A 22991-nucleotide genomic window follows, 5' to 3' on the forward strand; every position below is an offset into this window, starting at 1 on the left:
TGAACCTTTACCCTCATCCTATGCGGAGATTGGGCGGCATACTGCGCAATTGTGCCTGAACCAAGGCTTATCGGAGGCCTTCGCCTCCGCGATTTTCCCTAGAAACCGAGATTCTTGAACGACACCGACAGGATATAGCTGTTGCCGCGCCGCGCGTCGCCGGTCTCTTCGTAATCGCGCTTCCAGGTGAGGCCGAGCCTCAGGCAATCATCCTCATAGGTGATGCCCAGCCGGTGACGCACCGGCTCGAAGCCGTCGGACTGTGAGAGGATGTCCTCGTTGCGGTCGGTCAGGTCGATCAGCACCGATCCCGAGACCGACCAGAAGCGCGAGACCTGGACGCGCGCGCCGATGCGCGCTTCCTCGCGGTCCTGAAGGTCCTCGAGGCTCGGGCCGATATCGCGGTTGAGGCGGAGATAGCCGAGCTGGACATAGGTGCCGCGCGACCCGACCGTGACGTCGACTTCGTTGCGGCGGAACGCCAGATTGTCCTTGTCGATGCGATAGCGGTGCGTGAAGGCCACGAAATCGCGGAAGCGGATCACCGTGCGGCCGACGATATCCGAGACGCGGCCGTTGAGCCCGGTACCGTCGGGGAAGATCGTCGGACGCGACGAGAGCCGGTAGCTCTGGCCGATATTCGCGTCGAGACTGAAGCCCGGCAGCAGCAGCGAATAATCGACGCCCCAGGTGATGCGCGTCGAATCCTCGAACCGGTCGTAGCCGGGGAAGCGATTGAGCGCGAACAGGTTCGAATCCTCGAGATCGACCGCGCGCGCATCCTCGTTGGGGACGGCAAGATTCTCGATCGGCGGCGCCGCGACGATCTGGATGCGGGGAGTGATCCGCTGAGTGCCGCCCATGAAGGGGCCGACCAGCGGCCATTTCATGTCGAGCGCGACCGCGGCGACCCCGCGGAACCGGAAGCCCTCGTCGCCGCGATAGCTGGGGACGCTGGTCAGCAGCGTGTCGTGCGCATTGTAGACATCGGCACGGGCATAGCCGGTAAGGGTGATTTCCTGCCCCCAGGCGGTGAGCCTGCGCAGATCCCAGCGCGCCGAGGCGAACGCGCGCTGCGAATCCTGCCCCTCGGTCCGCCCGATCGCGAGCGTGTTGAACTGAAGCTCGACGCGGCCGCCGATGAAGCCGTCGTTGAAGCGGCGGCGATAATCGACCTCGGGCAGGACGAACGGTTGCAGCCCCTGCCGGTCGCCGATCCGCAGCGTCTGCACCGCCCACCCGTTGATCGCGAGGTAGCTGTTCTCATCGACCCGCTCGACCCGGATATTGTTGCGCAGCCGGTCGTCGCGCGAAATATCGTAGCGGCGCAGGAAGGTGCGGTCGCTGGTGAGCCGGAGCGATCCGCTGACGCTCCAATTGGGATCGAGCTGATAGCGGCCCGCGGCGTCGAAATAGCCGCGAAAGTCGTTCTTCGAGGTGGCGGGCGTCACCGGGACCGTCAGGTCGTCGGCGCGGCGGCTATAGGTGCCATAGGCCGCGACGCGGAACGCGCCGAGGGAATTGATCTCGCGATACTCGGCCGAGACCATCGGCAGCACCCCGGTATAGACGCGCGGGGTGACCGTCAGGTCGCGATTGGGACCGAGGCTGAAGAAATAGGGCAGGGCGAACTGGAGGCCGTTGGTGCGGTTGTAGCGCAGGTCGGGCGTCAGGAAGCCGTCGTCGCTATTGCCGCCGACGGGGTGCGAGAAGACCGGCAGCGGAATCGTCGCGAAGCCGAACACAGAGATGCGCGCGCCGGTGTAGCGCAGCCGGCCGAGTTCCGGGTTGTAGACCACCTTGTCGGCGGTGATCTTCCAGCTCGGCTCCTTGGGACAGCCGTCCGAACCGGTGACCGAGCAAGCGGTATAGGCGGCGTCGTAGACGGTGATCACCCCGTCCTCGCGCACCCCGCGCTTCGCCGCGATGCGGCCGCCGGCATCGAGCACGACGAGCATATTCTCGACGACGCCGTCCTTGAGCGAATCGGTCAGCTCGATACGGTCCCCATAGGCCGTGTCGCCTTCGGGATTGGTGATGACGATATTGCCCTCGGCCACGACCCGGCCGGTCTTGCGGTTCCAGATGACGCGGTCGGCGCGAAGCCGGTCGCTGCGGCGATAGAGGCGGACGTCGCCGCTCGCGGTGACGACATCGGCGTTATAGTCATAGTCGAGCTGGTCGGCGGTGAACTGGATCTGGTCGGGGTCCTGCGAGACGGCAGGGCCGGGCGGCGGAAGATCGACGGCCGGGGTCTGGAGATCGGCGGTGGTCGGCGAATCGTCGGCCGCGGGCGGTACGGCCTTGACCGTGTCCTGCGGCGCCGCCGCGCTGTCGCCGGCGGGCGGCGGAGGCGCGGTGACCTCCTGCGCAAATGCCGGCGCGGAGACGCAAAGCATCAACGGTACCGCGCCCGAAAGCAGCAGGGCCTTGCGCGTCACTCTAACGTCCCACCTCTAAAACCCTGCGCGCGGCGCGCCGACTGCCCGCCTATCGCACCGGATACAGCGCTCCGCAACGCCGGGTGTTCCATGGCCCTGCAGTTGGCGTTATCCGGGAGCGATGCAGGTCGATTTCTACCACCTCACCCGCGCGCCGCTCGAACGCGTGCTGCCGACGATCGCGCAGAAGGTGCTCGAGGGCGGCGGGCGGCTGCTGATCGTCGCGGAGGAGGACGGCGCCCGGGCCAGGCTCGACCAGTTGCTGTGGAGCTTCTCGCCCGAGAGTTTCCTGCCGCATGCCCGGGCCGGGGCGGGCGACGATGCCGCGCAGCCGGTGCTGATCGCGGGCGAGGCGGAACCCGGCAACGGCGCGCGCAACATCGCTCTGGTCGACGGCTTGTGGCGCGACGCCGCGCTGGCGTTCGACCGTGCGTTCCATTTTTTCGGCGAGGATCATATCGCCGAGGCGCGCGCGGCCTGGCGCGGGCTGGCGGACAAGCCGGATGTCGTCCGCAACTATTGGAAGCAGGACGATAACGGGCGCTGGGAAAAGGCAGCCTGAGCGCGGAAGTTGACACTAGCTTGACACTGCCAGGGCCTTTTCCCCAGGCCGGGAAAGGTGACGAAGATCGTCGAGTTTCCGCAGCTTCGCGATGTCAAAGAGCGGCCCGTAAGGCAGGCCCGGTGACCAAAGCAAACGAAATCCAACATTGCAATGCTGCGCTGCGGCGACTAGGGAGCCGCCGACTTTCCGCAACTTACAACACAGGAGCCGCACGGCCATGGCCGCGACCCGGACCTTTTCGATCATCAAGCCCGATGCCACCCGCCGCAACCTGACCGGTGCGGTCACCAAGATGCTGGAGGAAGCGGGCCTGCGCGTCGTCGCCTCGAAGCGCATCCAGATGACCAGGGAGCAGGCCGAGGGCTTCTACGGCGTGCACCGCGAGCGGCCCTTCTTCAATGATCTGGTCAGTTTCATGATCTCCGGCCCGGTGGTGGTGCAGGTGCTCGAGGGCGAGAATGCCGTCCAGCGCAACCGCGACATCATGGGCGCGACCAACCCGGCCAACGCCGATGCCGGCACGATCCGCAAGGAGCTGGCGGAATCGATCGAGGCGAATTCGGTCCATGGTTCGGACTCGGACGAGAATGCGGCGATCGAGATCGCCTTCTTCTTCAAGCCCGAAGAGATTGTGGGGTAAGCCAATCTCCTTCTCCCCTTGTGGGAGAAGGAAGGGGCCCGCGCCGAAGGCGTGGGAAGGATGAGGGGGACTGAGTCTCACTCCCCCTCACCCTTCCGCCGCTTCGCGGCTCCCTCCCTCTCCCACAAGGGGAGAGGGAATTACCTCGGCAGCCTGATCGTCGCGATCAGGCCGCCGCCTTCGCGGTTAGCCAGCACGATATCCCCGCCCGCGTCGCGGACGATGGCGCGCGCCAGTGCCAGTCCGAGCCCGATCCCGCCGGTCCCGCGGTTGCGCGAGGTTTCGAGGCGCGTGAACGGGTCGAACACCGCCTCGATCTGATCCGGCGGAATGCCGGGGCCGCGATCGGCGACGGCGATCAGGGCATTCTCGCTCTCGGGTACGAGCGTGACTTCGGCGCTCTGGCCGTATTTCACCGCATTCTCGATCAGGTTGCGCACCGCGCGGCGCATCAGGCCGGTGCGGATCCGCATCGTCAGCCGCGGTGCCTCCTCGAACTGGACGGGCATGTCGAGATCGCGGAAATCCTCGACGACCGCATCGATCAGCGCCGAGAGATCGACATCGGTCGGCGGCTCGCTCGGGCGGCCCAGCCGGGCGAGCGAGAGGATGTCGTCGAGCGTGCGGTTCATCTCGTCGATCGTGTCGGCCATGCGGCCCCGGTCCTCATCGTCCTCGACCGATTCGATCCGGACGCGCAGCGCCGCCAGCGGGGTGCGCAGATCATGCCCGATCGCGCCGAGCATCCGGTCCTTCTCGTCGAGCATCGCGGTGACGCGCTTCGACAGCCCGTTATAGGCGGCGATCACCGAGCGGACATCGCTCGGCCCGTGCTCCTCGACCGGTTCGGCATTCTCGCCGGGCACGAAGCTGCGCGCGGCGGCGGCGAGATTGCGCAGCGGCTTGGCGATGCGGCGCGTGGCGAGCAGCACCGGGATCAGCACGACGATGTAGAGAATCCCCGTCTGGATGAGGAGTTGCCAGATCACCACCATCTCGCTGCGCGGCCAGCCGGTCTGGAGCGACAGCCAGCGGCCGTCCCGGAGCTGGACCGCGACATGGAGCTCGGCGCCGAGGCGGCGAAGCCGGTCCGCGCGCTGCGGCGACATCTTGCGCAGAAAGGGGCGGCGATCGTCGATCGGGCGAACCACCGCCAGCACCTGGAGGGGATCGAGCCCGCCATCGACCAGCCCGCGCTCGATCGCATCCTCGATATCGGGCCGGCGCGGCTGGCCGCCGGGGATCGGCTGGGTGTTGCTCAACTGGACGCGCGTGCGCTGATCGAAGTCGCGCCGCTGCCGCCGCGGGCGATCGTCATCGACCGGATCGACCGGCAAAGGGTTGGCCAGCCGCTCGTTCGCGTCGATCAGCCGCGTGACCGAGGGGACGATCACCTGTCCGAACCGCGCGCCGCGGCGCTCGTTGAGCATCAGCCCGAAATTGATCGCCTGCGCGACGAACAGCGCCAGGGCGACGAGCAGGCCGATCTGGCCGGTGAGGCTCTTGGGGAGGAAGCGGCGGAGGTTCAAAGGCGAGTGACCTCGGCCGCGAGGGTATAGCCGCCGCCCCAGACCGTCTTGATGATGTCCGGATTCTTGGGATCGGTCTCGATCTTCTTGCGCAGCCGGCTGACCTGATTGTCGATCGCGCGGTCGAACGCGGCGGCCTCGCGGCCCTGGGTGAGGTCGAGCAGCTGGTCGCGGGTCAGCACCGCGCGGGGGCGGGTGACGAGCGCGTGGAGCAGATTATACTCGCCGGTCGAGAGCGGGACCGAGACGCCGTCGCGGTCGACCAGGGCCCGCTCGCCGGTCTTGAGCACCCAGCCGGCAAAGGCGAAGCTGCCGCTGTCCGGCGCGTGCTGGCGCGCCCCGCCCGCGGCGGCGCGGCGGAGGATCACCTTCACGCGGGCAGCCAGCTCACGCGGGCTGAACGGCTTCACGACATAATCGTCGGCGCCCATTTCGAGCCCGACGATCCGGTCGGTCTCCTCGCTGCGCGCGGTGAGCAGGATGACGGGGATGTCGCCGGTCTCGCGGATATGGCGGCACAGGCTGAGGCCGTCCTCGCCCGGCATCATGATGTCGAGGATCACCAGATCGATCGCATAGGCCGCCATGCGGGCGCGCGCGCCCTCGGCATCGCCCGCCTGGGTCACGCGGAACCCCTGTTTGGTGAGGTACTGCGCGAGCGGCTCGCGGATCGATCGCTCGTCGTCGACGAGCAGAAGGTGGGGCAGTTCCGACATCGGGTGCTCGATTACCATGGAAAGCCTTGGGTGCCAGAATGTCCATGCGGCCGGGCGGACGAGGAGGCGGGATCCGCCCGGCCGGGACCGGCTGGCTTTACTGACCCGGGGGCGGGGGTGCGTCAGCCGGCGGGGGACCGTGGCGACCGTGACGGCCGAAAGGGCCGCCGCCGGGGCCGCCGGGGCCGTGCATCGCCATGGCGGCTTCGTGGAACGCCTCGCGCTCGGCCTTGTCGATCTGCCCGTCATTGTTGCGGTCGACATAGGCGAAGAATTTGAGCGCGGGGGCCCGGGCTTCTTCGAGCGTCACCACACCGTCATTGTTCGCATCGACGCGCGGGCCATGGCCGGGGCCGCCCTCGGGACCACCTTCGGGACCGCGCATGTGACGGCCGCGGCCGCCCATCCGGTCGTGCATCGCCTGGCGCTCGGCCTGGTCGATCTTGCCGTCATGATTGGCATCCACCTTGGCAAAATGCTGATCGACGGCGGCGAGCAGTTCCTGGCGGGTGACGATGCCGTCCTTGTTGGCATCGGCATGCATGAGCATGCCGCCATGGGGCGGCGGGGGCGGGGCGTCCTGCTGCTGCGCGGCGGTCTGGGCCAGCGCGGCCCCGCCCGCCAATGCCGTCGCGGCGAGCGCGGCGGCGATGAGCTTGGTCTTCATGGTCGTGATTCTCCCGGGGCGGCCAGGGGGTCGAGCCGCCACGTCGTCCTTTTGCCGGAGCGCTGTCGCATCACTGTGTCATGCGTTTGGGAAAGTGTCGCAATTTGTCGCGCTGTTACGCGAAGATCGCGACGCCCTGCATGGCTTCGGCGATCAGCTCGCCCGCGGCGTTCCACACCGTCATCCGCTGGCTCGAATAGCCGTCGCGGGCGCGGTCGGCCTTGGCGTGGAGCAGCCACCAGCCGTCTTGGGTCGCGGGTTCGGGCGTGACGAAGTTGATCTGCCAGTTGAGCGAACTGACCGGCGCCTTGAGGCTATCGACCAGCTTGAGCGCGGCGGGAGGCAGGGCATCGCCGATCGCCATCAGCTCGACCATCGGGTGCAGCCCGACACGCGCGCGCAGGCGCGCCCAGCGGAGCCACTCGACGGGGCCGGTGCCGTCCTTGTGATCGTGGAAGTTGAAATTGCCGAGGAAGAAGTCGTCGGGGCCCGTGAAGATCTTCGCGTCGGGCACGGGCGGGGCGATGGGCGCGCGCGGAGCGTCGTCGTGTGCCACCGCCGAGGCGAGCGGCGCCATGAAGACGAAGGTGGCGCGAAAGCCCAGGCCTGCGTCGGAGCTGAGGTCCGCCTGGATGAAGGCGGCGTTGCGGCCGCGGCGGAGCCTGGTGGCGGTGACGCTCACCTCGCCGGCGAGCGGGCCGATAAAGGCGATCTGGGCCGAGCGGAGCGGGGGCAGATCGGGCTCGAGCAGCATCGCGGCGTGAAGCGCGAGCGCGGCGGAGAGGCCGCCATAGGTGGTGCGGCCCTGCGCCCAGTCCGGCGGGATCGCGGCGCGGAAGCCGCCCTCGATGGGTGCAGCGGCGGCGAGGATGTCGGTGATCGGGGTCATTTGGCGAGATACCGGTCGCGCAGCTCGCGTTTGAGCACCTTGCCGATCGCGTTGCGGGGCAGCTCGCCGACCTGCTCCAGCGCGGAGAGGCGCTGGGTCTTGCCGACCTGGGCGTTGAAGCTTTCGAGGATCGCGGCGGCGTCGCCGTCGCCGGTGTAGAAGCCCACCGGCGTCTCGCCCCATTGCTCGGAGGGCACGCCGACCACCGCGCAGTCCTTCATCCCCGGCTGCTGGATCAGGATCGCCTCGAGGTCCGAGGGATAGATGTTGAACCCGCCCGAGATGATCAGGTCCTTTTTGCGGTCCATCAGGATCAGGAAGCCGTCCTCGTCGAAGCGGCCGATATCGCCGTGGCGCAGGAAGCGGTTGCCCTCGGCATCGAACCACTCGGTCGCCGAGGTCGTGTCGGCGCGGCCGTGATAGCCGGTCATCATCGCCTTGGAGCGGCCGACCACCTCGCCCATCTCGCCGGGCGGCACTTCCTTGCCCTCCTCGTTGATCAGGCGGATGTCGTGGCCCTCGACCGGCTTGCCGACGGTGTGGAGCTTGTCGGGGTGCATCTGGCACACCAGCACGCAGGTGCCGCCACCTTCGGTCAGCCCATAATATTCGACCAGCGCGCCGGGCCAGCGCTTGACGATATCGGCCTTGAGCGCGGCGGAGAAGGGCGCGCTGGTGCAGGATTTGAAGACGAAGCTCGACAGGTCGAATTCGTCGAAATCGGGAAGCGCCATGATCCGCTGATACTGGACCGGGACCAGCATGGTGTGGGTCGCGCGGTGCTTGGCGGCGAGGCGGATGTATGACGCGGCGTCGAACTTCGCCATCAGCACCGCGGTGCCGCCATGCGCGAGGGTGGGAAGGAAACTGACCAGGGTCGTGTTCGAATAGAGCGGGGTCGAGATCATCGTCACCGCTTCCGAGAAGGTCGCGGGGGCACGGACGATGTGCTGCCAGCGCATCGCATGGGGCTGGACGATGCCCTTGGGGGTGCCGGTGGTGCCCGAGGAGTAGATGATGTTGAACGGGTCGTTCGGGCCGAGGATGACGAGCGCCGGCCTGGCGTCCTCGGGGGCGAGCCATTCGGAGAGGCCGGGGCCGTCAAGGGCGATCTTTCGGGCGGCGGTTTCGACCGCGGGCGCGGCCTTGTCGTGGAAGAGGATGGGCGCGCCGCAATCGCTGACCATCGCGGCGATCTGCTCCGGCGTGGCGGAGGGCTGGATCGGGGCAGCGACGCAGCCCGCACGGATCGCACCCAGGAAGACCACCGCATATTCGAGCGAGGTCGCGGCGAGGATCGCGACCGCGGTGCCGCGGGCTATGCCGTCGCGCTGGAGGGCGGCGGCGACGCGGTCCATGCCCTTGTCGAGCTGGGCGTAGCTGAGCCACTGGTCGCCGAAGACAAGCGCCGCCTTCTGCCCGCGCTCGGCGGCGTGCGCGCGGATCAACTCGGGCAGCGTCGCGAAATCGCTGGCCAGCATCGCCTCGGCGGTCATGATTCCCTTGCCCTCACGCGCTTTCGCTAGGCGAGGCAAATCGGGAATGCCATACGCAACCTTCGAAAAATCTCCCGGAGTGGAACATGGATCAGGAAATGGCGGGCGCGGTGGCGATCGTGACCGGGGGCGGGACCGGAATCGGCGCGGCGGTGGTGCGGCGGCTGGCGGGCCGGGGCGTGCGCTGCGTGGTCAATTACGCGCATAGCCGCGAGGAGGCGGAGGCGCTGGCCGCGGAGGTCGGCGGGATCGCGGTGCAGGCCGATATCGCCGAGGACGCGGCGTGCCGGGCGCTCGCACGGGCGGCGCTGGCGGCGTTCGGGCGGATCGATTTCCTCGTCAATAATGCGGGGCGGACCAAATTCGCCAATCACGAGGATCTCGACGCGCTCGATGCCGAGGATTTCATCGACATCTACCGGCTCAACACGATCGCGCCCTTCCAGATGATCCGCGCCTGCGCGCCGGCGCTTCGGGAGAGCCCGTTCGGGGCAGTGGTGAATGTCGCGTCGGTGGCGGGGGTGTTCGGACATGGCTCGTCGGTGGCCTATGCGGCCTCCAAGGGCGCGATGATCACCATGACCAAGAGCCTCGCGCGGGTGCTCGCCCCGGCGATCCGGGTGAACGCGGTGGCGCCCGGCTATGTCGGGACGGGCTGGTTCGAGAAGCGCCTCGGGACCGAGGGGCTGGCGATGCTCGACGCGCGGATCGCGGGCGCGGTGCCGATGGCGATGGCCGCCAAGGGCGAGGATATCGCCGGGCCGGTGGTGATGCTGCTCGATCCCGCGAGCCGGGCGGTGACCGGGGAGGTGATGCTGATCGATGCGGGCGCGCATCTGGATGTCGGACTGGCGAGGCGGCCGGGACGGGAGGGTTAGGCGGCAGGCTTTGCCACCTTCGGCACCACCTTGGTCAGCACGATCAGCAATGCCGTGAACGCCAGCGCCGCCGCGACGACGAAATTGCCCCCCGTGAAGCCGCGCTCCGATCCCAGCGCCAACGACTGGCTGAGCACGAGCGGAGCGAGGATCTGCGCGACGCTGACGAGGCTCGCCATCCCGCCCTGCAATGCACCCTGGTTCGACGCGTCGGTCATCCGCGAGAGCAGGGCGTTCATCGAGGGATAGGCCAGCCCCTGGAAGCCGCTGAACGCGATGATCGCATAGATCGCGATGTCCGAGCGCGCGAAGATATAGCCGGTAAAGGCCAGCCCGCCGATCAGCATCCCGAACACCGCCGCCCTCGCTTCGCCGAAGCGCTTGATCGCGCGGCCCGTGACCAGCGTCTGGACGACAACCATCGCCACGCCGGATGCCGTCAGCGACCAGCCGATCTGGCGTTCGGTCCAGCCCAATGCGATCTCGCCGAAAAAGGCCCAGGTCGCCGGATAGACCATATGCGCGAACTGCCAGAGGAAGGCGGCGGCGATCAGCCATTTGGCATTGCCGGCATGGAGCAAAGGCTTGAACGCGCCGAAGACATGCGCGCGGCGCCAATCGAAGGGACGGCGGCGATCCACCGTCATCGTCTCGGGCAGCGCGAAGAAGATCCACACCGCATTGGCGGCGGCGAGTCCGGCGGCGACCATGAACGGGGTGCGGGGCCCGAATTCCGCGAGCAGCCCCCCGATCGCCGGGCCCAGGATGAAGCCCGTGCCGAACGCGGCGCCCATCAGCCCGAAGGTCGTGCCGCGCTTTTCGGGGGGAGTCACGTCGGCGAGGACGGCGTTGGCGGGGCCGTAGGACGCCCCGGCAACCCCCGCGACGATCCGCCCGAGGAACAGCCAGCCGATCGTCGGCGCGACCGACATCAGCGCATAATCGATGGCGAAGGCAAGCATCGAGAAGAGCAGCACCCTGCGGCGGCCGAGGCTATCCCCGAGATTGCCGAGGATCGGCCCCGCGAAGAACTGCGCCACCGCATAGGCGACTAGCATATAGCCGCCGATCCGCGCGGCATCCGCGAGCGTGACGCCGGCCAGCGTGACGATCAGCTTGGGCAGCACCGGCATGACGATGCCGAAGCCGATCGAATCGATCATCACCGCGGCGAGCACGATCGGGACGGCGCGGTGATGGAACTTCATTCGGCTTCCCCCAAATGGTTTGCGGGCATCGGATTACCCAAGAGTCACAAGAGTCACAGTCCCTGTGCGTGCGCGCGCGAACCCTGGGCTTTTAGCCCGGCGTTCCCGCCCGTCCGCGGTTGGATGCGCCGCATCGTCCGGCGAAGGCCAGGCAGCGACGCAGAAAGGCAAATCTGGAACATTTGAAGAACATGACACAAACCCGGCCCGTAGGACAGCGATATTCTCACCCCCCGCTTGACGCGTAGGTCGCCATACCGCATTTTCGAAACACGAAAAGATCACGGCTTCCCGGGAGAGAATGGATGGCCACCGCAGAAATCGACGCGCCGGTGAATGCGCTGGACGCCTTCCGCGCGCAAGCTCGCGAATGGCTTGCGGAGCATTTCAAGCCCGAGCTCAAGGGCAAGGACAATTCGATGTCCGCGGTCGAGGGGCCGAACAATGATACGCCCGAGCAGGCGGCATGGAAAAAGGCGATCGGCGACAAGGGCTGGAGCGTCCCGACTTGGCCCGCCGAATATGGCGGCGGCGGGCTGGGCAAGGCCGAGGCGCGCGTCCTCCAGGAGGAAATGGCGCGGGTCGGGGCGTGGAACCCGATGGGCGGATCGATGGGCGTGATGATGTTCGGCCCGACCTTGCTCGAATATGGCAGCGAAGAGCAGAAGCGCGAGCATATTCCGCCGATCGTCCGCGGTGAAATCCGCTGGTGCCAGGGCTATTCGGAGCCGGGCGCGGGATCGGACCTCGCGAGCCTGCAGATGTTCGCCGAGGATCATGGCGATCACTATGTCGTCAACGGCCAGAAGACCTGGACCTCGGGCGGGCAATGGGCGGACAAATGCTTCGCGCTGGTCCGCACGGACAAGTCGAAGAAGCATGAAGGGATCACCTTCCTGCTGATCGACATGGATTCGCCGGGGGTCGAGACCAAGCCGATCCAGCTGATCTCGGGCTCGTCGCCCTTTTGCGAGACCTTCTTCACCGATGTGAAGGTGCCCAAGGCCAACCGCGTCGGCGCGGAGGGGCAGGGCTGGACGATCGGCAAAAGGCTGCTCCAGCACGAGCGCAACAGCCTGGGCGGCGGCGGATCGAGCGCGGCGCGGCTGTTCGCGGGGACCCCGCTTTCGGTGCTCGCGAAGAAATATGTCGGCGAGGACAGCGAGGGCCGGATCGCTGACGCCGAACTTCGCACGCGGATCGTCAAGCATGAGATGGATTTGCGCGCCTTCGCGCTGACGCTGCGCCGGGTGCAGAACGAGGCCAAGTCGAACCAGGGGCCGAGCGCGGCCACCTCGATCATGAAGAATGTCGGCGCGCGGATCATGCAGGAGCGCTCCGAGCTGCTGATCGAGATCCGCGGCATGGCGGGGCTCGGCTGGGAAGGCGAGGGGTTCGACGAGGACGCGCTCAAGGACACGCGCCACTGGCTCTTCGGCAAGGCGGTGTCGATCTATGGCGGATCGACCGAGATCCAGAACAATGTGATCGCCAAGCGCATCCTCGGGATGCTGGATCACCAATAGTTTGCCGTCACCCCGGCGAAAGCCGGGGCCCAGAGCAACAGAGGGCGACGCGCGGGACTCTGGGTCCCGGCTTTCGCCGGGATGACGAGAGAAATGACATGGCAGTCCTGACCGAAGAACAGACGATGCTGCGCGATATGGCGCGCGAATGGGCGGATAATGAATCGCCCGTCACCGCCTTTCGCAAGATGCGCGATGCGGCGCCCGCCGCGCTTTTCGATGCCGCGGCGTGGCAGGCGCAGGCCGAGATGGGTTGGGCGGGGATCCTGGTGCCCGAAGCCCATGGCGGGGTCGAGATGGGCTTCGTCACGCTGGGCGCGGTGATCGAGCAGCTCGGCCGCACGCTGACCGCGACGCCGCTCGCCGCGACCGCCGCCGCGACCAGCGCGATCGTGCTCGGCGGTTCGGACGCCCAGAAGGCCGAATGGCTGCCGAAGATCGCGACGGGTGAGGTGATCGCGACGCTGGCGATCGACGAGGGCCCGCGCTTCGATCCCGCGAAGATGGGCACCGTCACCTCGGGCGGGAAGATCAGCGGCACCAAGGAGTTCGTGGCCGAGGGTGACAGCGCCCAGCTGTTCATCGTCGCCGCCGCGGACGGGCTGTACCTGGTCTCGGGCGACGAGGGCGTGACGCGCTCGACCCGGCACATGGCGGATTCGCGCAGCCATGCGCAGGTGATTTTCGAGGGCGCGCCCGCGGAAAAGCTCGGCGATGCCGATCTGCTCGGCAAGGTGACCGATCGCGCCACCGCGGCGGCCTGCGCCGAGATGCTCGGCATGGCCGAGGCGGCGTTCGCGCAGACCAACGACTATCTCAAGACCCGCGTCCAGTTCGGTCAGCCGCTCGCCAGCTTCCAGGCGCTCCAGCACCGGATGGCGAAGATGTTCACCGAATTGGAGCTGATGCGCTCGGCGGTCGAGGGTGCGCTCGAGGCGATCGACGGCGGCCGGCCCGACGTGCCGGCATCGGTCAGCCTCGCCAAGGCGGTCGCGGGGGATACGCTGCGGCTCGTCAGCAGCGAAATGGTCCAGCTCCATGGCGGCATCGGCATGACCGACGAGCATGATGCGGGCTTCTATCTGAAGCGCGCGCGGGTGCTCGAGACGCAATGGGGCAATGCCGCGTGGCACCGCGAGCGTTTCGCGCGGTTGGCGGGGTATTGAGGCGTTCCGCCGGCCCCAAGGGCGGGGAGCTTGGCGCGCGCGCCTGCATCCGTTGGCGCGAGGCTTAGGTATATATACGGATTCGAATATCGGTATGGCGGGGCCATCGCCGTCCGCACGTCTATGACTTTTGCGCAACACTGCTGAACCGTCCTGCTTTGCAACGTTTGTTACGCTTGACGGGCGCTGGGGAAAGGCGCTTATTCGAGGATAGGGTATGGAGCCGCTAAGTGCTCCGGCCAATGGTGGGAGAAGAGATGATGAAGCGGTTTCGCCTTTTGACGGCCTGCGCCGTGCCCGCGTTGACGATGATGTTCGCGGCACCCGCAATGGCGCAGAACGAGCAGGACGACAGCTATGGCAATGAAGAGATTGTCGTCACCGCACAAGGCCGTTCGCAGGAGCTGAGCAAGGTCCCGCTGTCGGTCACCGCGGTCAGCAGCCAGACGATGGAGCTCACCGGCGCGACCGATATCCGCCAGCTCAACCAGGTCGCCCCCTCGCTGCTCGTCTCGTCGACGGGTTCGGAAGCCAATGGTTCGGCGCGTATCCGCGGCGTCGGCACGGTCGGCGACAACCCCGGCCTCGAAAGCTCGGTCGCGGTGTTCGTCGACGGCGTCTATCGCTCGCGTTCGGGCATCGGCCTCAACGAGATGGGCGATATCGAGCGGATCGAGGTGCTGCGCGGGCCGCAGGGGACCTTGTTCGGGCGCAACGCTTCGGCGGGCATCATCAACATCGTCAGCAAGGCGCCGTCGTTCGACGGCTTCCATGGCGGTGCCGAGGCCACCTATGGCAATTACGACTATATGCGCTTCGGCGGGTTCCTGAACCTGCCGCTGGGCGACAAGGCCGCGGCGCGCATCGACGGCGTCTATGTGAAGCGCGACGGCTTCTACAACGACAAGACCAATGGCGGGTCGGTCAACGACCGCGACCGCTTCTTCGTGCGCGGCTCGATCCTGTTCGAGCCGACCAGCGCGCTCTCGGTCCGCCTGATCGGCGATTACACCAAGCGCGACGAGAATTGCTGCGCCGCCGTCTATATCGACCGGACCCACAACGAGTTCATCGGCGACCTGAACACGCCGCAGACGCCGCTGGGTAATGCGGCGGGCAACAGCATCATCAACGTGCTGACCGGCCTGGGCCAGCCGATGGCGGCGTTCAGCGATCCCTATAGCCGCAACATCTATGTCACCCCCGGCCGCAGCTATGGCGGCAAGACCGAGGATTGGGGCGTATCGGGGCAGATCGACTGGGATCTGGGCGGCGCCAAGCTGACCTCGATCACCGCCTATCGCAACTATTTCTCGTCGCAGGGTTCGGACACCGACTATAGCTTCGTCGATATCCTGTACCGCGCCGATGACGATGGCAGCTCGCGCCAGTTCAAGACCTTCAGCCAGGAACTCCGCCTGCAGGGCGAGGCGTTCGGCGGCACGCTCGACTGGCTCGTCGGCGCCTATTACGCCAACGAGGATCTGAGGGTCACCGACAACCTCAAGTTCGGCAACCAATATGGCCGCTTCGCCACCTGCCGCATCGTTTCGGGCGGCGCGCTGGCGGGGCTCTACTCGCCGACCTCGCCGGGCTGCCTCGCGGCGCGCCCCGCTGCGTTCGGTGCGGCCTCGCCGGTCATCTATGCGGCGTTCGACACGCTCGATGCGATCAACAACAAGGGCTCGACGCTCGACGTCTACAACCAGAACAGCCGCAACTACGCCTTCTTCACGCACAACATCATTCACATGGGTCCGCAGCTCGATCTGGCGCTGGGCCTGCGTTACACCAACGAAGACAAGAGCTTCGACGCGACCTTCGGCAACAACAATACCGGCTGCGTCGCCAACCAGACCGCGCTGGTGCCCTTCCTCTCGAACGCCTCGCTGGCCGCCGTTTCGGGCGCGCTGATCGGGCTTTCGTGCCAGGGCAATTCGACCTCGGAGCTCAACGGCGTCCACATCACCAGCGAGCGCCGCGAGGACAAGTTCACCGGCACCGCGGTGCTCTCGTTCCGCCCGACCGACAATTTCATGGTCTATGCGAGCTATTCGCGCGGCTACAAGGCGGGCGGCTTCAACCTCGACCGTTCGGCGCTCAAATCGCCGATCCTGCCGTTCGGCGGGCAGGCGGGCGCGCAGGCGCTGGTCAATAACCTCCAGTTCGCGCCCGAAACGGTCGATGCCTTCGAAATCGGCGCGAAATATTCGAGCGGGCCGCTGGCGCTGAACGTCGCGATCTTCCGCCAGAATTTCAGCGATTTCCAGCTGAACACGTTCAACGGCACGGTCTTCCTCGTCCAGAACATCAATGGCTGCGACACCAACCTCAACGGCGGTGACCGCGACCAGAGCAAGTTCGTCGGGGCGCCCAACTACAACGCCGCGGCATCGACTACCGGCAGGTGCGATGCCGCCGACGTCTCCTATGGCGTGCGCTCGCAGGGCGTGGAAATCGAAGCGTCGATCGTCCCGGCGCGCGATCTCCGCATCGGCGTGGGCATCACCTATGCGCAGACCAAATATAACAGCCAGCTGGTCGGCAGCGCCTCGGGCGCGCCGCTCGATCAGGCGCTGCGCAAGCTGCCGGGCGACAATCTGTCGAACGCGCCGGAGCTGGTCGGCACCGCGTCCTTCGCCTGGACGCCGTCGCTGGGCAATACCGGGCTGAGCGGGCTGTTCTACATCGATGCCCGCGTGACCGACGATTACAACACCGGCTCGGACCTGTTCCCGCAGAAGGAGCAGGACAGCTATGGCGTGTTCAACGCGCGCATCGGCCTGCGCGGACCCGATCAGAAATGGTCGATCGAGTTCTGGGGCCAGAATATCTTCAACCAGGACTATACCCAGGTCGGCTTCAACTCGCCCTTCCAGGAAGGCGCGACCAGCACGACCACGGCGTTCGCCGACCCGCAATATCCGGGCGGCCGCCAGCTCTTCTCGGCCTTCCTCGCCGAGCCGCGCACCTATGGCATCACGGGGCGGTTCCGCTTCTGATCCGAAGGACGGTACGAAAGACGGGCCTGGGGGAAACCCCGGGCCCGTTTTCGTTTACCCTTCTCCCGTGAAGGCGGGAGAGGGCTAAGAAATCGCCCGCCCGAGCACTTCCGCGCAGAGGCGGGCAATCGTCTCGCCATGCGTCAAATGGAGGAAGCGCCCGCCCTTTTCGATCGGGGCGGTCGCCACTCCCGGCAACACGGCCTTCCAGTGCTCGGCCGCCGCGCCTTCGAAGCGGTAGAGCGGATCGTCGAGGCCATAGGCGATCGTCCAGGCGCTGCCGTCGGGCAGCGAGACCGCGCGGGCGCCGCTGCTCTGCGCCAGCACTTCGCTCAGGAAACCGCGCATGCCGAGCGCGGCCTGGCGGCCCGACCGGGCGATGATCGCCATCTCCTGCGGATCGTCGAGCGCCGCCAGGTCGATCGGGCTGTCCGCCACGCTTTCGCGCATCAGCCGGGCGATCGAGTCCGAGCTGGTGCGCCGCGCCATGACGCGGACCAGTGCCTCGGCGAGCCACGGCCGGTCGTAGAAGATCGCGCGGCCCGCACCCATCATGCCCGACCGCATGGGATCGAGCTCGACGGGCGGATCGGGGCCGAGCAGCACGCCGCCGAGGATGCGCTCGGGCAGGGCCGCCGCCGCGGTAACCGCGCCCGAGGCGAAGCCGCGCGACAGGAGGATCGCGGCGGGGCAGCCGAGCGCGTCGAGCACATCGGCGAGATCATGGGTGACGGTACGGTAGGGGTCGCCCTCGACATGGTCGGTCAGGCCATAGCCCGAACGATCGAAGATGATCGGACGCAGCCCCTGCGCCTGAAGCTGGGCGATGAAGCGCAGCGAGATCGAGCGGCTCATCGTGTTGACCTGGAAGATCACCACCGGGAAGCCCTTGGCCGGGCCATGGTCCGCCACCGCGATCTGTCCGGCCGCCCAGCTGCGCGCGACGATGCGGAGCGGCTCCTCGCTCGCCTGGCCGTGATTGAGCGCCACGTCGCACGCGCTGGCGAGCCCGGCGAGCGCATCGACCTCGGCGACGATGCGGGTGAGATCGACCGCGGTTTCCACCCCGCACGCGACGAACACGATCTTGAGTTCGGACTTCACCGCATGTTCGGAGATGCGCATCGCGTTCGCCACCTGCGCGCGCGTGCCGCCCGAGGCGATGCCGCGCGCCACCCGCGCCTGGCGCAGCGTCAGGTCGAACAGGTCGGCGAACAGGCGGTCGACATTGACCGGGGTGCGCAGATCGCCCGCGGCGAGCCGCATCGCCTCGCGCACCAGATCGGTCTGGCGCGCGGCGCCGCACTTGGCCATCGCGCTCGCGACGAGCTTGCGCGCGGTCTCATAGGCGATCTCGGCCCGCCCGGCGGCGGCGCGCAAATCGCCCTGCTGGATCAGCGCCGACACCAGTCGCGCCTCGGACCGGGTGAAGCCGTGCGCGCGCGCGGCGCGGAGCCAGCCGGCGCTGTCCGGGCGGAACGCGACCAGCGCGTAGCGGGCCTGGCCATTGCCGAGCGCCGCGCGGACCTCGGCGCTGAGCGGCCAGGTGGCGGCGGCGCGGCTGTCGCCCGCGGCGATCGCGACCGGGCGGCCGCTGCGGTCCTGCGCGATCATCGACAGGCGCGGCGTGCCCTCGGCGACCGGCCGGACCATCGCCCCGCTCGCCTCGATCGGGCCGAGCCAGGCGCGGAAACTGTCATCGGCGATCAGGATCATCCCCGATGCGTCGCACGCCGCCGAGGCGAACGAGCCGGGCATGACCTCGGCGATATAGCCCTCGACCCGCGCGGCGGCGGTATCGAAGGCTTTGGCCAGTTCCTCGGGATTATCCGCAATCGCGGCCTCGAAGCCCTCGCTATCCTCCGCGAACAGGAAGAGGGGCGAGGTTTCGCGTTCGACCTTGCGGAAACGATCGAGAAAACGGGCGGCGCGCATCGCCAAGGGGGTAAGGCGAATTTTTTGGTGCCGGTACCCCCAAATGGGGGGCGTGCGCGCGTTCGGCGTGATATAGTCAGGTGACATTGGGACTGACCCAATGACCAGAGGGATCACTTGATGCGTAAATTGCTCATTGCCGCAGCGTTCGCGCCGGCCGCCTTGTTCCTGACCGCCGCAGCGCCCGCGCAGGACATTCTCGATCAGCTCGCCGACAAGGCGAGCGAACTCTTCAAGGAAAAGGGGTTGTCGCCGACCGGATGGGTCAGCAATGGCGGGCTCGCGGAAGGCGGACAGAAGACCGTCAGCGTCACGCTGAAGGGCGGGTCGGTCTATAGCGTCGTCGGCATGTGCGACGGCGATTGCGGCGACCTCAACCTGCGCGTGACCGACTCGAGCGGCAACGTGATCGGCGAGGACCTCAAGGACGACGACTTCCCGCTGATCGTGACCGACAAGTCGGGCACCTTCCAGGCGACCGTCAGCATGGTGAAGTGCAAGGTCTCGCAGTGCCGCTATCGTCTCATGGCGTTCAGCCAGTAACCGATCGGACGAGTTTCTCCTGGACGGGCTCGCGGGAAACCGCGGGCCCGTTCTGCTTTGGTTCAGGCGCAGGGGACGAGGTTCGGACCATGAAACAGCTCCTTCTCGCTACCGCCGCGATCGCGATCCTCGGCAACGCCGCCCCGCAGCGGCCCGGACCCGGTGAACCCGTGCAGGTGGACCAGATCCGCGCGGATTGCCCGCTGACGGTGACCTTCGGCAGCTATGCGATGGGCATCGATGGCGGCACCTATGACCGGGTGCTCCGGCTGCTCAGGAACGACCGCGGCGTCTCTCGCGTCGAAGTGCGCGCCTGGGGCCGCGAGGGTGAGAAGACCTTGTGCGCGGTGACGCGGAGTTCGGTGGACGCGCGGCGGCTGTTCGCGCGGGTGAAGGGGCTCTTCCCCCGCAAGCCGCGCGGGCCGCTGACAGTGGCGCTTCGCGGCGGCGGGGAATACCATATGCCGCGGCGCTGAAGGGGAAGAAGACATGCGGGGGATCATGATCGCGGCGTTACTGGCCGGACCGCCGGGGAGTGCCGACGCGTTCTGCGCCGGGCTGAAGCGGATCGTGGACGCGGGGCCGGATGGGTTCGTGGGGGTTCCGCTGACGCTGCCCAATCCCGTCGATCCGGCAACGCCCTTTACGTGTGAGATCGAGCCGGGGACTCTCGACGAGGCGGTACATGAAGAGCATCCCGATTTCGTCTGCGAAGCGCGCAAGCCCGAGAGCGCCGATAGCGACGCGAGGCTGGAGCGTGACGCGGACGCCCTGGACGACATCATCCAGAAATGCGCGCTGCCGGGTGCGACCGCCACGGGGCGCAACGGCATCGCCACGCCCAACGCCGTGATCGGGGTCGGCATCACCTTCCTGAACGACGAACGCGTCACGCCGTCCGTGGCGACATCGGGGCTCAGAATCACCGTTCATAGGCGGCGATCGGGCGCCGACGCGGCGTAGCTCCAGGCCTCAGCCCGTCAGCACCCGATCGTCGAACAGCCCGAATACCAAGGTCGAGGCATAGAAGGCGATCGCCTTCTCCCGCTCCATCGTGCTCGCCCATTTGCGCATGTCGAACGCGGCGTTCTGGAGCGCCATCAGCGCCTGCGAGGCCACCAGCGGATCGATCGCGCGGATCGAGCCCTCCGCGATCCCGTCCGAGAGCATCCCGGCGAAGCGGCGCGCGATGCGGTTCGAGCGGTCGATCATCGTGGTGCGGACGCGCGGAGGCAGGCCCGATAGCGCAGTGGTGCGGAGCAGCGGGCCACGTTCGGAGAATTGGACGTCGAGCAATGTCGCCATGGTGGCGGCAAGGCGATCCCAATGACTGCCGCCATGATCTTCCGCCAGCCGCTGCGCTTCGGCGATGATGTCGAAGCTGCGCTTGTAGCAGGCGATCACCAGCTCGTCCTTGGCGTCGAGATGGTGGTAGAAGCTGCCCTTGGTGACGTTGAGTTCGCTCGCGATCTTCTGGACCGATGCGCCGCGATAGCCGAGTTCATTGATCAGCCGTGTGGCGGCGAGCAGGAAGGCCTCGCGCCCCGGCTCGGGCTCGTCATGTTCGAGGTCGAGCAGCTCGGGCGCCCAATGCTGTCCCGGCCCGACAATGCCGTGCGCGAACACCTCCATCAGCCGCGCCTCGACGCGCGGATATTCGTCGATCTCGTAGCGGGTGAGCCAGGCGGGCAGCCAGAAGATATTCTCGAGCAGCACATGCGCGCGCGCGCCGTGCAGGTCGGTCTCGGCGCGGCTGCCGTCGCCGCCCCATATCGCGCGCGTGGTGCGGAAGACGTCGCGCCACCCGTCGAGCAGGCGCTTCTTGACTGGTCCCTCCATTGCGCGAAGGTCCGAAAGCACCGCGAAGTCGCGTTCGTCGCCGCGATGGATGCGGGCATGGCGCTCCATGTTGATCGCGAGGAAGCGGCGGACCCGCGCCTCCGGGCCATGCTCGAGCATCGCCTCGGCGAGCATTTCCTGGAGCCGCTCGAGCGTCTGCTCGAAGGCCGCTGCGGCCAGGTCTTCCTTGCGCTTGAAATAATAGGTGACGCTGGTGGTGTTGAGTCCGACGCGGCGGGCGACATCGGCGAAGGTCATGCCCTTTGCGCTCTGTTCGTTGATGGCGTCGGCGGCGGCGGCGAGGATCGAATCGCGCTTGGCCTGGAACCGCTTGGTTCCACCCCCCTTGTCGGTTTCCGGATCGATCTTCTCGGGCGCGTTCATTCGGCCAGCTTAGCCAATTCGCGCGCAACCCAAAGCGATTTTTTAGAATGCCGGTGTTCGGTATGGAACGCGCTTTTTCAAAGGCGCGGCCCCTTTACCGAATATCCGGTACGCTCTAAGCCCGATTCCGACCCGTATCAGGAGAGAGCCCGTGGACTTCACGCTGACCGAACGCGAAACCTATTTCCGCGACCGTGTGAAGGCCTTTATCGACACCAGGATACGCCCCCGCGACGGCGACTATCGCGAAGAGGCGTACAGCGGCGACCGGTGGAAGGTGAACCGGGTGCTCGAGGAAGTGAAGGCCGAGGCCAAGGCCGCGGGTCTGTGGAATTTCTTCATGCCGCCGCACTCGGGGCAAGCGCATGTCGACGACAGTTTCGAGTTTCAGGGGACCCAGCTCACCAACCTCGAATATGCGCTCTGCGCCGAGGAAATGGGCCGCGTGGGCTGGGCGAGCGAGGTGTTCAACTGCTCGGCGCCCGACACCGGGAATATGGAGGTGCTCCACCGCTACGGCACCCGCGCGCAGAAGGACGAATGGCTCCGCCCGCTGATGGAGGGTGAGATCCGCTCGGCCTTCTTGATGACCGAGCCGGCGGTCGCCTCGTCCGATGCGACCAATATCCAGACTTCGATGGTCCGGGATGGCGACGACTATGTGATCAACGGGCGGAAATGGTGGAGTTCGGGCACCGGCGATCCGCGCTGCAAGATCGCGATCGTGATGGGCAAGACCAATCCCGATGCCTCGCGCCATTCGCAGCAGAGCCAGATCCTGGTCCCGCTCGATGCACCCGGCGTGAAGATCGAGCGGATGCTTTCGGTTTATGGGTATGATCATGCGCCGCACGGCCATGGCGAGGTGGTGCTCGAAAATGTCCGGGTTCCGGCCAGCAATATCCTGCTGGGCGAGGGGCGCGGATTCGAGATCGCGCAGGGGCGGCTCGGGCCGGGCCGCATCCATCATTGCATGCGCACGATCGGCACCGCCGAAGAGGCGATCGAGGCGATGGCGAAGCGGCTCGTCAGCCGGGTCGCGTTCGGCAAGCGCATCTCCGATCACTCGATCTGGGAGCAGCGTATCGCCCGCGCGCGCATCGATATCGAGATGACCCGGTTGCTGTGCCTCAAGGCCGCCGACATGATGGACAAGGCCGGCAACAAGGCGGCGCAGCTCGAGATCGCGATGATCAAGGTGCAGGCGCCCCAGATGGCGCTGCAGATCATCGACGACGCGATCCAGGCACATGGCGGCGCCGGCGTCTCGGGCGATACCGACCTCGCGCACAACTGGGCGGGAATCCGCACGCTGCGGCTCGCGGACGGGCCGGACGAGGTCCATAACCGGGCGATCGCGCGGAACGAGTTCGGGAAATGGGCGGAGTATAAGGCGGATCGGGTGAGCTCGGGCGAGATCGGGGTGAGCCGGTGAGGGCTCTGGCAATCCTCCCCCGGAGGGGGAGGGGGACCGCCGAAGGCGGTGGAGGGGTAATCTCCACAGGCGATGTCGCTTGGGGAGACGACCCCTCCGTCAGCTTCGCTGCCACCTCCCCCTCCGGGGGAG

Annotated in this window: 19 protein-coding genes; 10 read left to right on the forward strand and 9 right to left on the reverse strand. The window is 67.1% G+C overall.

Annotated elements, in window-relative coordinates; genetic code table 11:
* Window positions 1–98 precede the first annotated feature (98 nt).
* On the reverse strand, window positions 99–2399 hold the full coding sequence (locus OF829_RS10910) for an LPS-assembly protein LptD (RefSeq protein ID WP_264940190.1): 2301 nt from the start codon (window positions 2397–2399) through the stop codon (window positions 99–101).
* A 163-nt stretch (window positions 2400–2562) separates the two neighbouring features.
* Here OF829_RS10910 and OF829_RS10915 point away from each other — a divergent pair, with 163 nt between their 5' ends.
* Both OF829_RS10915 and ndk read left to right on the forward strand, forming a co-directional pair.
* The gene (locus OF829_RS10915) at window positions 2563–3003 is read left to right on the forward strand and encodes a DNA polymerase III subunit chi (RefSeq protein ID WP_264940042.1); all 441 of its coding nucleotides are present in this window, start codon (window positions 2563–2565) and stop codon (window positions 3001–3003) included.
* A 220-nt stretch (window positions 3004–3223) separates the two neighbouring features.
* Complete coding sequence (ndk, locus tag OF829_RS10920) at window positions 3224–3646, forward strand: nucleoside-diphosphate kinase (protein ID WP_264940043.1); 423 nt, start codon at window positions 3224–3226, stop codon at window positions 3644–3646.
* 140 nt (window positions 3647–3786) lie between these two features.
* Here ndk and OF829_RS10925 read toward each other — a convergent pair whose 3' ends face one another.
* From OF829_RS10925 to OF829_RS10945, 5 genes are all read right to left on the reverse strand, one after another.
* Complete coding sequence (locus OF829_RS10925) at window positions 3787–5175, reverse strand: sensor histidine kinase (protein WP_264940044.1); 1389 nt, start codon at window positions 5173–5175, stop codon at window positions 3787–3789.
* Window positions 5172–5891 carry a response regulator gene (locus OF829_RS10930; protein ID WP_264940046.1) on the reverse strand — a complete coding sequence of 240 codons (720 nt, stop codon included), beginning with the start codon at window positions 5889–5891 and terminating at the stop codon, window positions 5172–5174. Before OF829_RS10930 ends, OF829_RS10925 begins: the two co-directional genes overlap by 4 nt.
* A gap of 97 nt (window positions 5892–5988) precedes the next feature.
* Window positions 5989–6558 (reverse strand): EF-hand domain-containing protein, encoded by a 570-nt coding sequence (locus OF829_RS10935; protein WP_264940047.1) that lies wholly within the window; start codon window positions 6556–6558, stop codon window positions 5989–5991.
* Window positions 6559–6673: 115 nt separating this feature from the next.
* Complete coding sequence (locus OF829_RS10940; protein WP_264940048.1) at window positions 6674–7447, reverse strand: thioesterase family protein; 774 nt, start codon at window positions 7445–7447, stop codon at window positions 6674–6676.
* Window positions 7444–8943, reverse strand: a complete 1500-nt coding sequence (locus tag OF829_RS10945) for a class I adenylate-forming enzyme family protein (RefSeq protein WP_264940049.1) — start codon at window positions 8941–8943, stop codon at window positions 7444–7446. Before OF829_RS10945 ends, OF829_RS10940 begins: the two co-directional genes overlap by 4 nt.
* A gap of 86 nt (window positions 8944–9029) precedes the next feature.
* Here OF829_RS10945 and OF829_RS10950 point away from each other — a divergent pair, with 86 nt between their 5' ends.
* On the forward strand, window positions 9030–9821 hold the full coding sequence (locus OF829_RS10950) for an SDR family NAD(P)-dependent oxidoreductase (RefSeq protein ID WP_264940050.1): 792 nt from the start codon (window positions 9030–9032) through the stop codon (window positions 9819–9821).
* Here the strand turns inward: OF829_RS10950 and OF829_RS10955 are convergent.
* The gene (locus tag OF829_RS10955; protein WP_264940051.1) at window positions 9818–11029 is read right to left on the reverse strand and encodes an MFS transporter; all 1212 of its coding nucleotides are present in this window, start codon (window positions 11027–11029) and stop codon (window positions 9818–9820) included. The two genes, OF829_RS10950 and OF829_RS10955, sit on opposite strands and share 4 nt — an antisense overlap.
* Window positions 11030–11334: 305 nt before the next feature.
* Here OF829_RS10955 and OF829_RS10960 point away from each other — a divergent pair, with 305 nt between their 5' ends.
* The 3 genes from OF829_RS10960 (at window position 11335) to OF829_RS10970 (ending at window position 16723) form a co-directional block, all read left to right on the forward strand.
* Window positions 11335–12555: an acyl-CoA dehydrogenase family protein gene (locus tag OF829_RS10960; protein ID WP_264940052.1), complete on the forward strand. Its 1221-nt coding sequence runs from the start codon at window positions 11335–11337 to the stop codon at window positions 12553–12555.
* 98 nt (window positions 12556–12653) lie between these two features.
* Entirely contained in the window at window positions 12654–13721 is a 1068-nt protein-coding gene (locus OF829_RS10965; RefSeq protein WP_264940053.1) for an acyl-CoA dehydrogenase family protein, read from the forward strand.
* A gap of 260 nt (window positions 13722–13981) precedes the next feature.
* Window positions 13982–16723: a TonB-dependent receptor gene (locus OF829_RS10970; RefSeq protein WP_264940191.1), complete on the forward strand. Its 2742-nt coding sequence runs from the start codon at window positions 13982–13984 to the stop codon at window positions 16721–16723.
* Window positions 16724–16807: 84 nt separating this feature from the next.
* Here the strand turns inward: OF829_RS10970 and OF829_RS10975 are convergent, their stop codons facing one another.
* Window positions 16808–18658 (reverse strand): alpha/beta fold hydrolase, encoded by a 1851-nt coding sequence (locus tag OF829_RS10975; RefSeq protein ID WP_264940054.1) that lies wholly within the window; start codon window positions 18656–18658, stop codon window positions 16808–16810.
* A 120-nt stretch (window positions 18659–18778) separates the two neighbouring features.
* Between OF829_RS10975 and OF829_RS10980 the strand changes: the two genes are divergently transcribed.
* The 3 genes from OF829_RS10980 (at window position 18779) to OF829_RS10990 (ending at window position 20164) form a co-directional block, all read left to right on the forward strand.
* The gene (locus tag OF829_RS10980; protein WP_264940055.1) at window positions 18779–19201 is read left to right on the forward strand and encodes a hypothetical protein; all 423 of its coding nucleotides are present in this window, start codon (window positions 18779–18781) and stop codon (window positions 19199–19201) included.
* Window positions 19202–19290: 89 nt separating this feature from the next.
* The gene (locus tag OF829_RS10985) at window positions 19291–19677 is read left to right on the forward strand and encodes a hypothetical protein (RefSeq protein ID WP_264940056.1); all 387 of its coding nucleotides are present in this window, start codon (window positions 19291–19293) and stop codon (window positions 19675–19677) included.
* Window positions 19678–19690: 13 nt separating this feature from the next.
* Window positions 19691–20164, forward strand: coding sequence for a hypothetical protein (locus tag OF829_RS10990; RefSeq protein WP_264940057.1), 474 nt, complete (start codon window positions 19691–19693; stop codon window positions 20162–20164).
* Window positions 20165–20173: 9 nt separating this feature from the next.
* Here the strand turns inward: OF829_RS10990 and OF829_RS10995 are convergent, their stop codons facing one another.
* Complete coding sequence (locus OF829_RS10995; protein ID WP_264940058.1) at window positions 20174–21424, reverse strand: TetR/AcrR family transcriptional regulator; 1251 nt, start codon at window positions 21422–21424, stop codon at window positions 20174–20176.
* Window positions 21425–21575: 151 nt separating this feature from the next.
* Here OF829_RS10995 and OF829_RS11000 point away from each other — a divergent pair, with 151 nt between their 5' ends.
* A complete protein-coding gene (locus tag OF829_RS11000; protein ID WP_264940059.1) occupies window positions 21576–22859 on the forward strand; it encodes an acyl-CoA dehydrogenase family protein in 1284 nt (427 codons plus the stop codon).
* Window positions 22860–22991 lie beyond the last annotated feature (132 nt).

Source organism: Sphingomonas caeni (genome assembly GCF_026013415.1).
Lineage (GTDB): Bacteria > Pseudomonadota > Alphaproteobacteria > Sphingomonadales > Sphingomonadaceae > Sphingomonas > Sphingomonas caeni.

Bases quoted from the DNA above. Each gene is read 5' to 3' on its own strand.
- OF829_RS10910 (WP_264940190.1), bottom strand. From the start codon at position 2,399: ATGCTTTGCGTCTCCGCGCCGGCATTTGCGCAGGAGGTCACCGCGCCT.
- OF829_RS10915 (WP_264940042.1), top strand. From the start codon at position 2,563: ATGCAGGTCGATTTCTACCACCTCACCCGCGCGCCGCTCGAACGCGTG.
- ndk (WP_264940043.1), top strand. From the start codon at position 3,224: ATGGCCGCGACCCGGACCTTTTCGATCATCAAGCCCGATGCCACCCGC.
- OF829_RS10930 (WP_264940046.1), bottom strand. From the start codon at position 5,891: ATGTCGGAACTGCCCCACCTTCTGCTCGTCGACGACGAGCGATCGATC.
- OF829_RS10935 (WP_264940047.1), bottom strand. From the start codon at position 6,558: ATGAAGACCAAGCTCATCGCCGCCGCGCTCGCCGCGACGGCATTGGCG.
- OF829_RS10940 (WP_264940048.1), bottom strand. From the start codon at position 7,447: ATGACCCCGATCACCGACATCCTCGCCGCCGCTGCACCCATCGAGGGC.
- OF829_RS10945 (WP_264940049.1), bottom strand. From the start codon at position 8,943: ATGACCGCCGAGGCGATGCTGGCCAGCGATTTCGCGACGCTGCCCGAG.
- OF829_RS10950 (WP_264940050.1), top strand. From the start codon at position 9,030: ATGGATCAGGAAATGGCGGGCGCGGTGGCGATCGTGACCGGGGGCGGG.
- OF829_RS10955 (WP_264940051.1), bottom strand. From the start codon at position 11,029: ATGAAGTTCCATCACCGCGCCGTCCCGATCGTGCTCGCCGCGGTGATG.
- OF829_RS10960 (WP_264940052.1), top strand. From the start codon at position 11,335: ATGGCCACCGCAGAAATCGACGCGCCGGTGAATGCGCTGGACGCCTTC.
- OF829_RS10965 (WP_264940053.1), top strand. From the start codon at position 12,654: ATGGCAGTCCTGACCGAAGAACAGACGATGCTGCGCGATATGGCGCGC.
- OF829_RS10970 (WP_264940191.1), top strand. From the start codon at position 13,982: ATGAAGCGGTTTCGCCTTTTGACGGCCTGCGCCGTGCCCGCGTTGACG.
- OF829_RS10975 (WP_264940054.1), bottom strand. From the start codon at position 18,658: ATGCGCGCCGCCCGTTTTCTCGATCGTTTCCGCAAGGTCGAACGCGAA.
- OF829_RS10980 (WP_264940055.1), top strand. From the start codon at position 18,779: ATGCGTAAATTGCTCATTGCCGCAGCGTTCGCGCCGGCCGCCTTGTTC.
- OF829_RS10985 (WP_264940056.1), top strand. From the start codon at position 19,291: ATGAAACAGCTCCTTCTCGCTACCGCCGCGATCGCGATCCTCGGCAAC.
- OF829_RS10990 (WP_264940057.1), top strand. From the start codon at position 19,691: ATGCGGGGGATCATGATCGCGGCGTTACTGGCCGGACCGCCGGGGAGT.
- OF829_RS10995 (WP_264940058.1), bottom strand. From the start codon at position 21,424: ATGAACGCGCCCGAGAAGATCGATCCGGAAACCGACAAGGGGGGTGGA.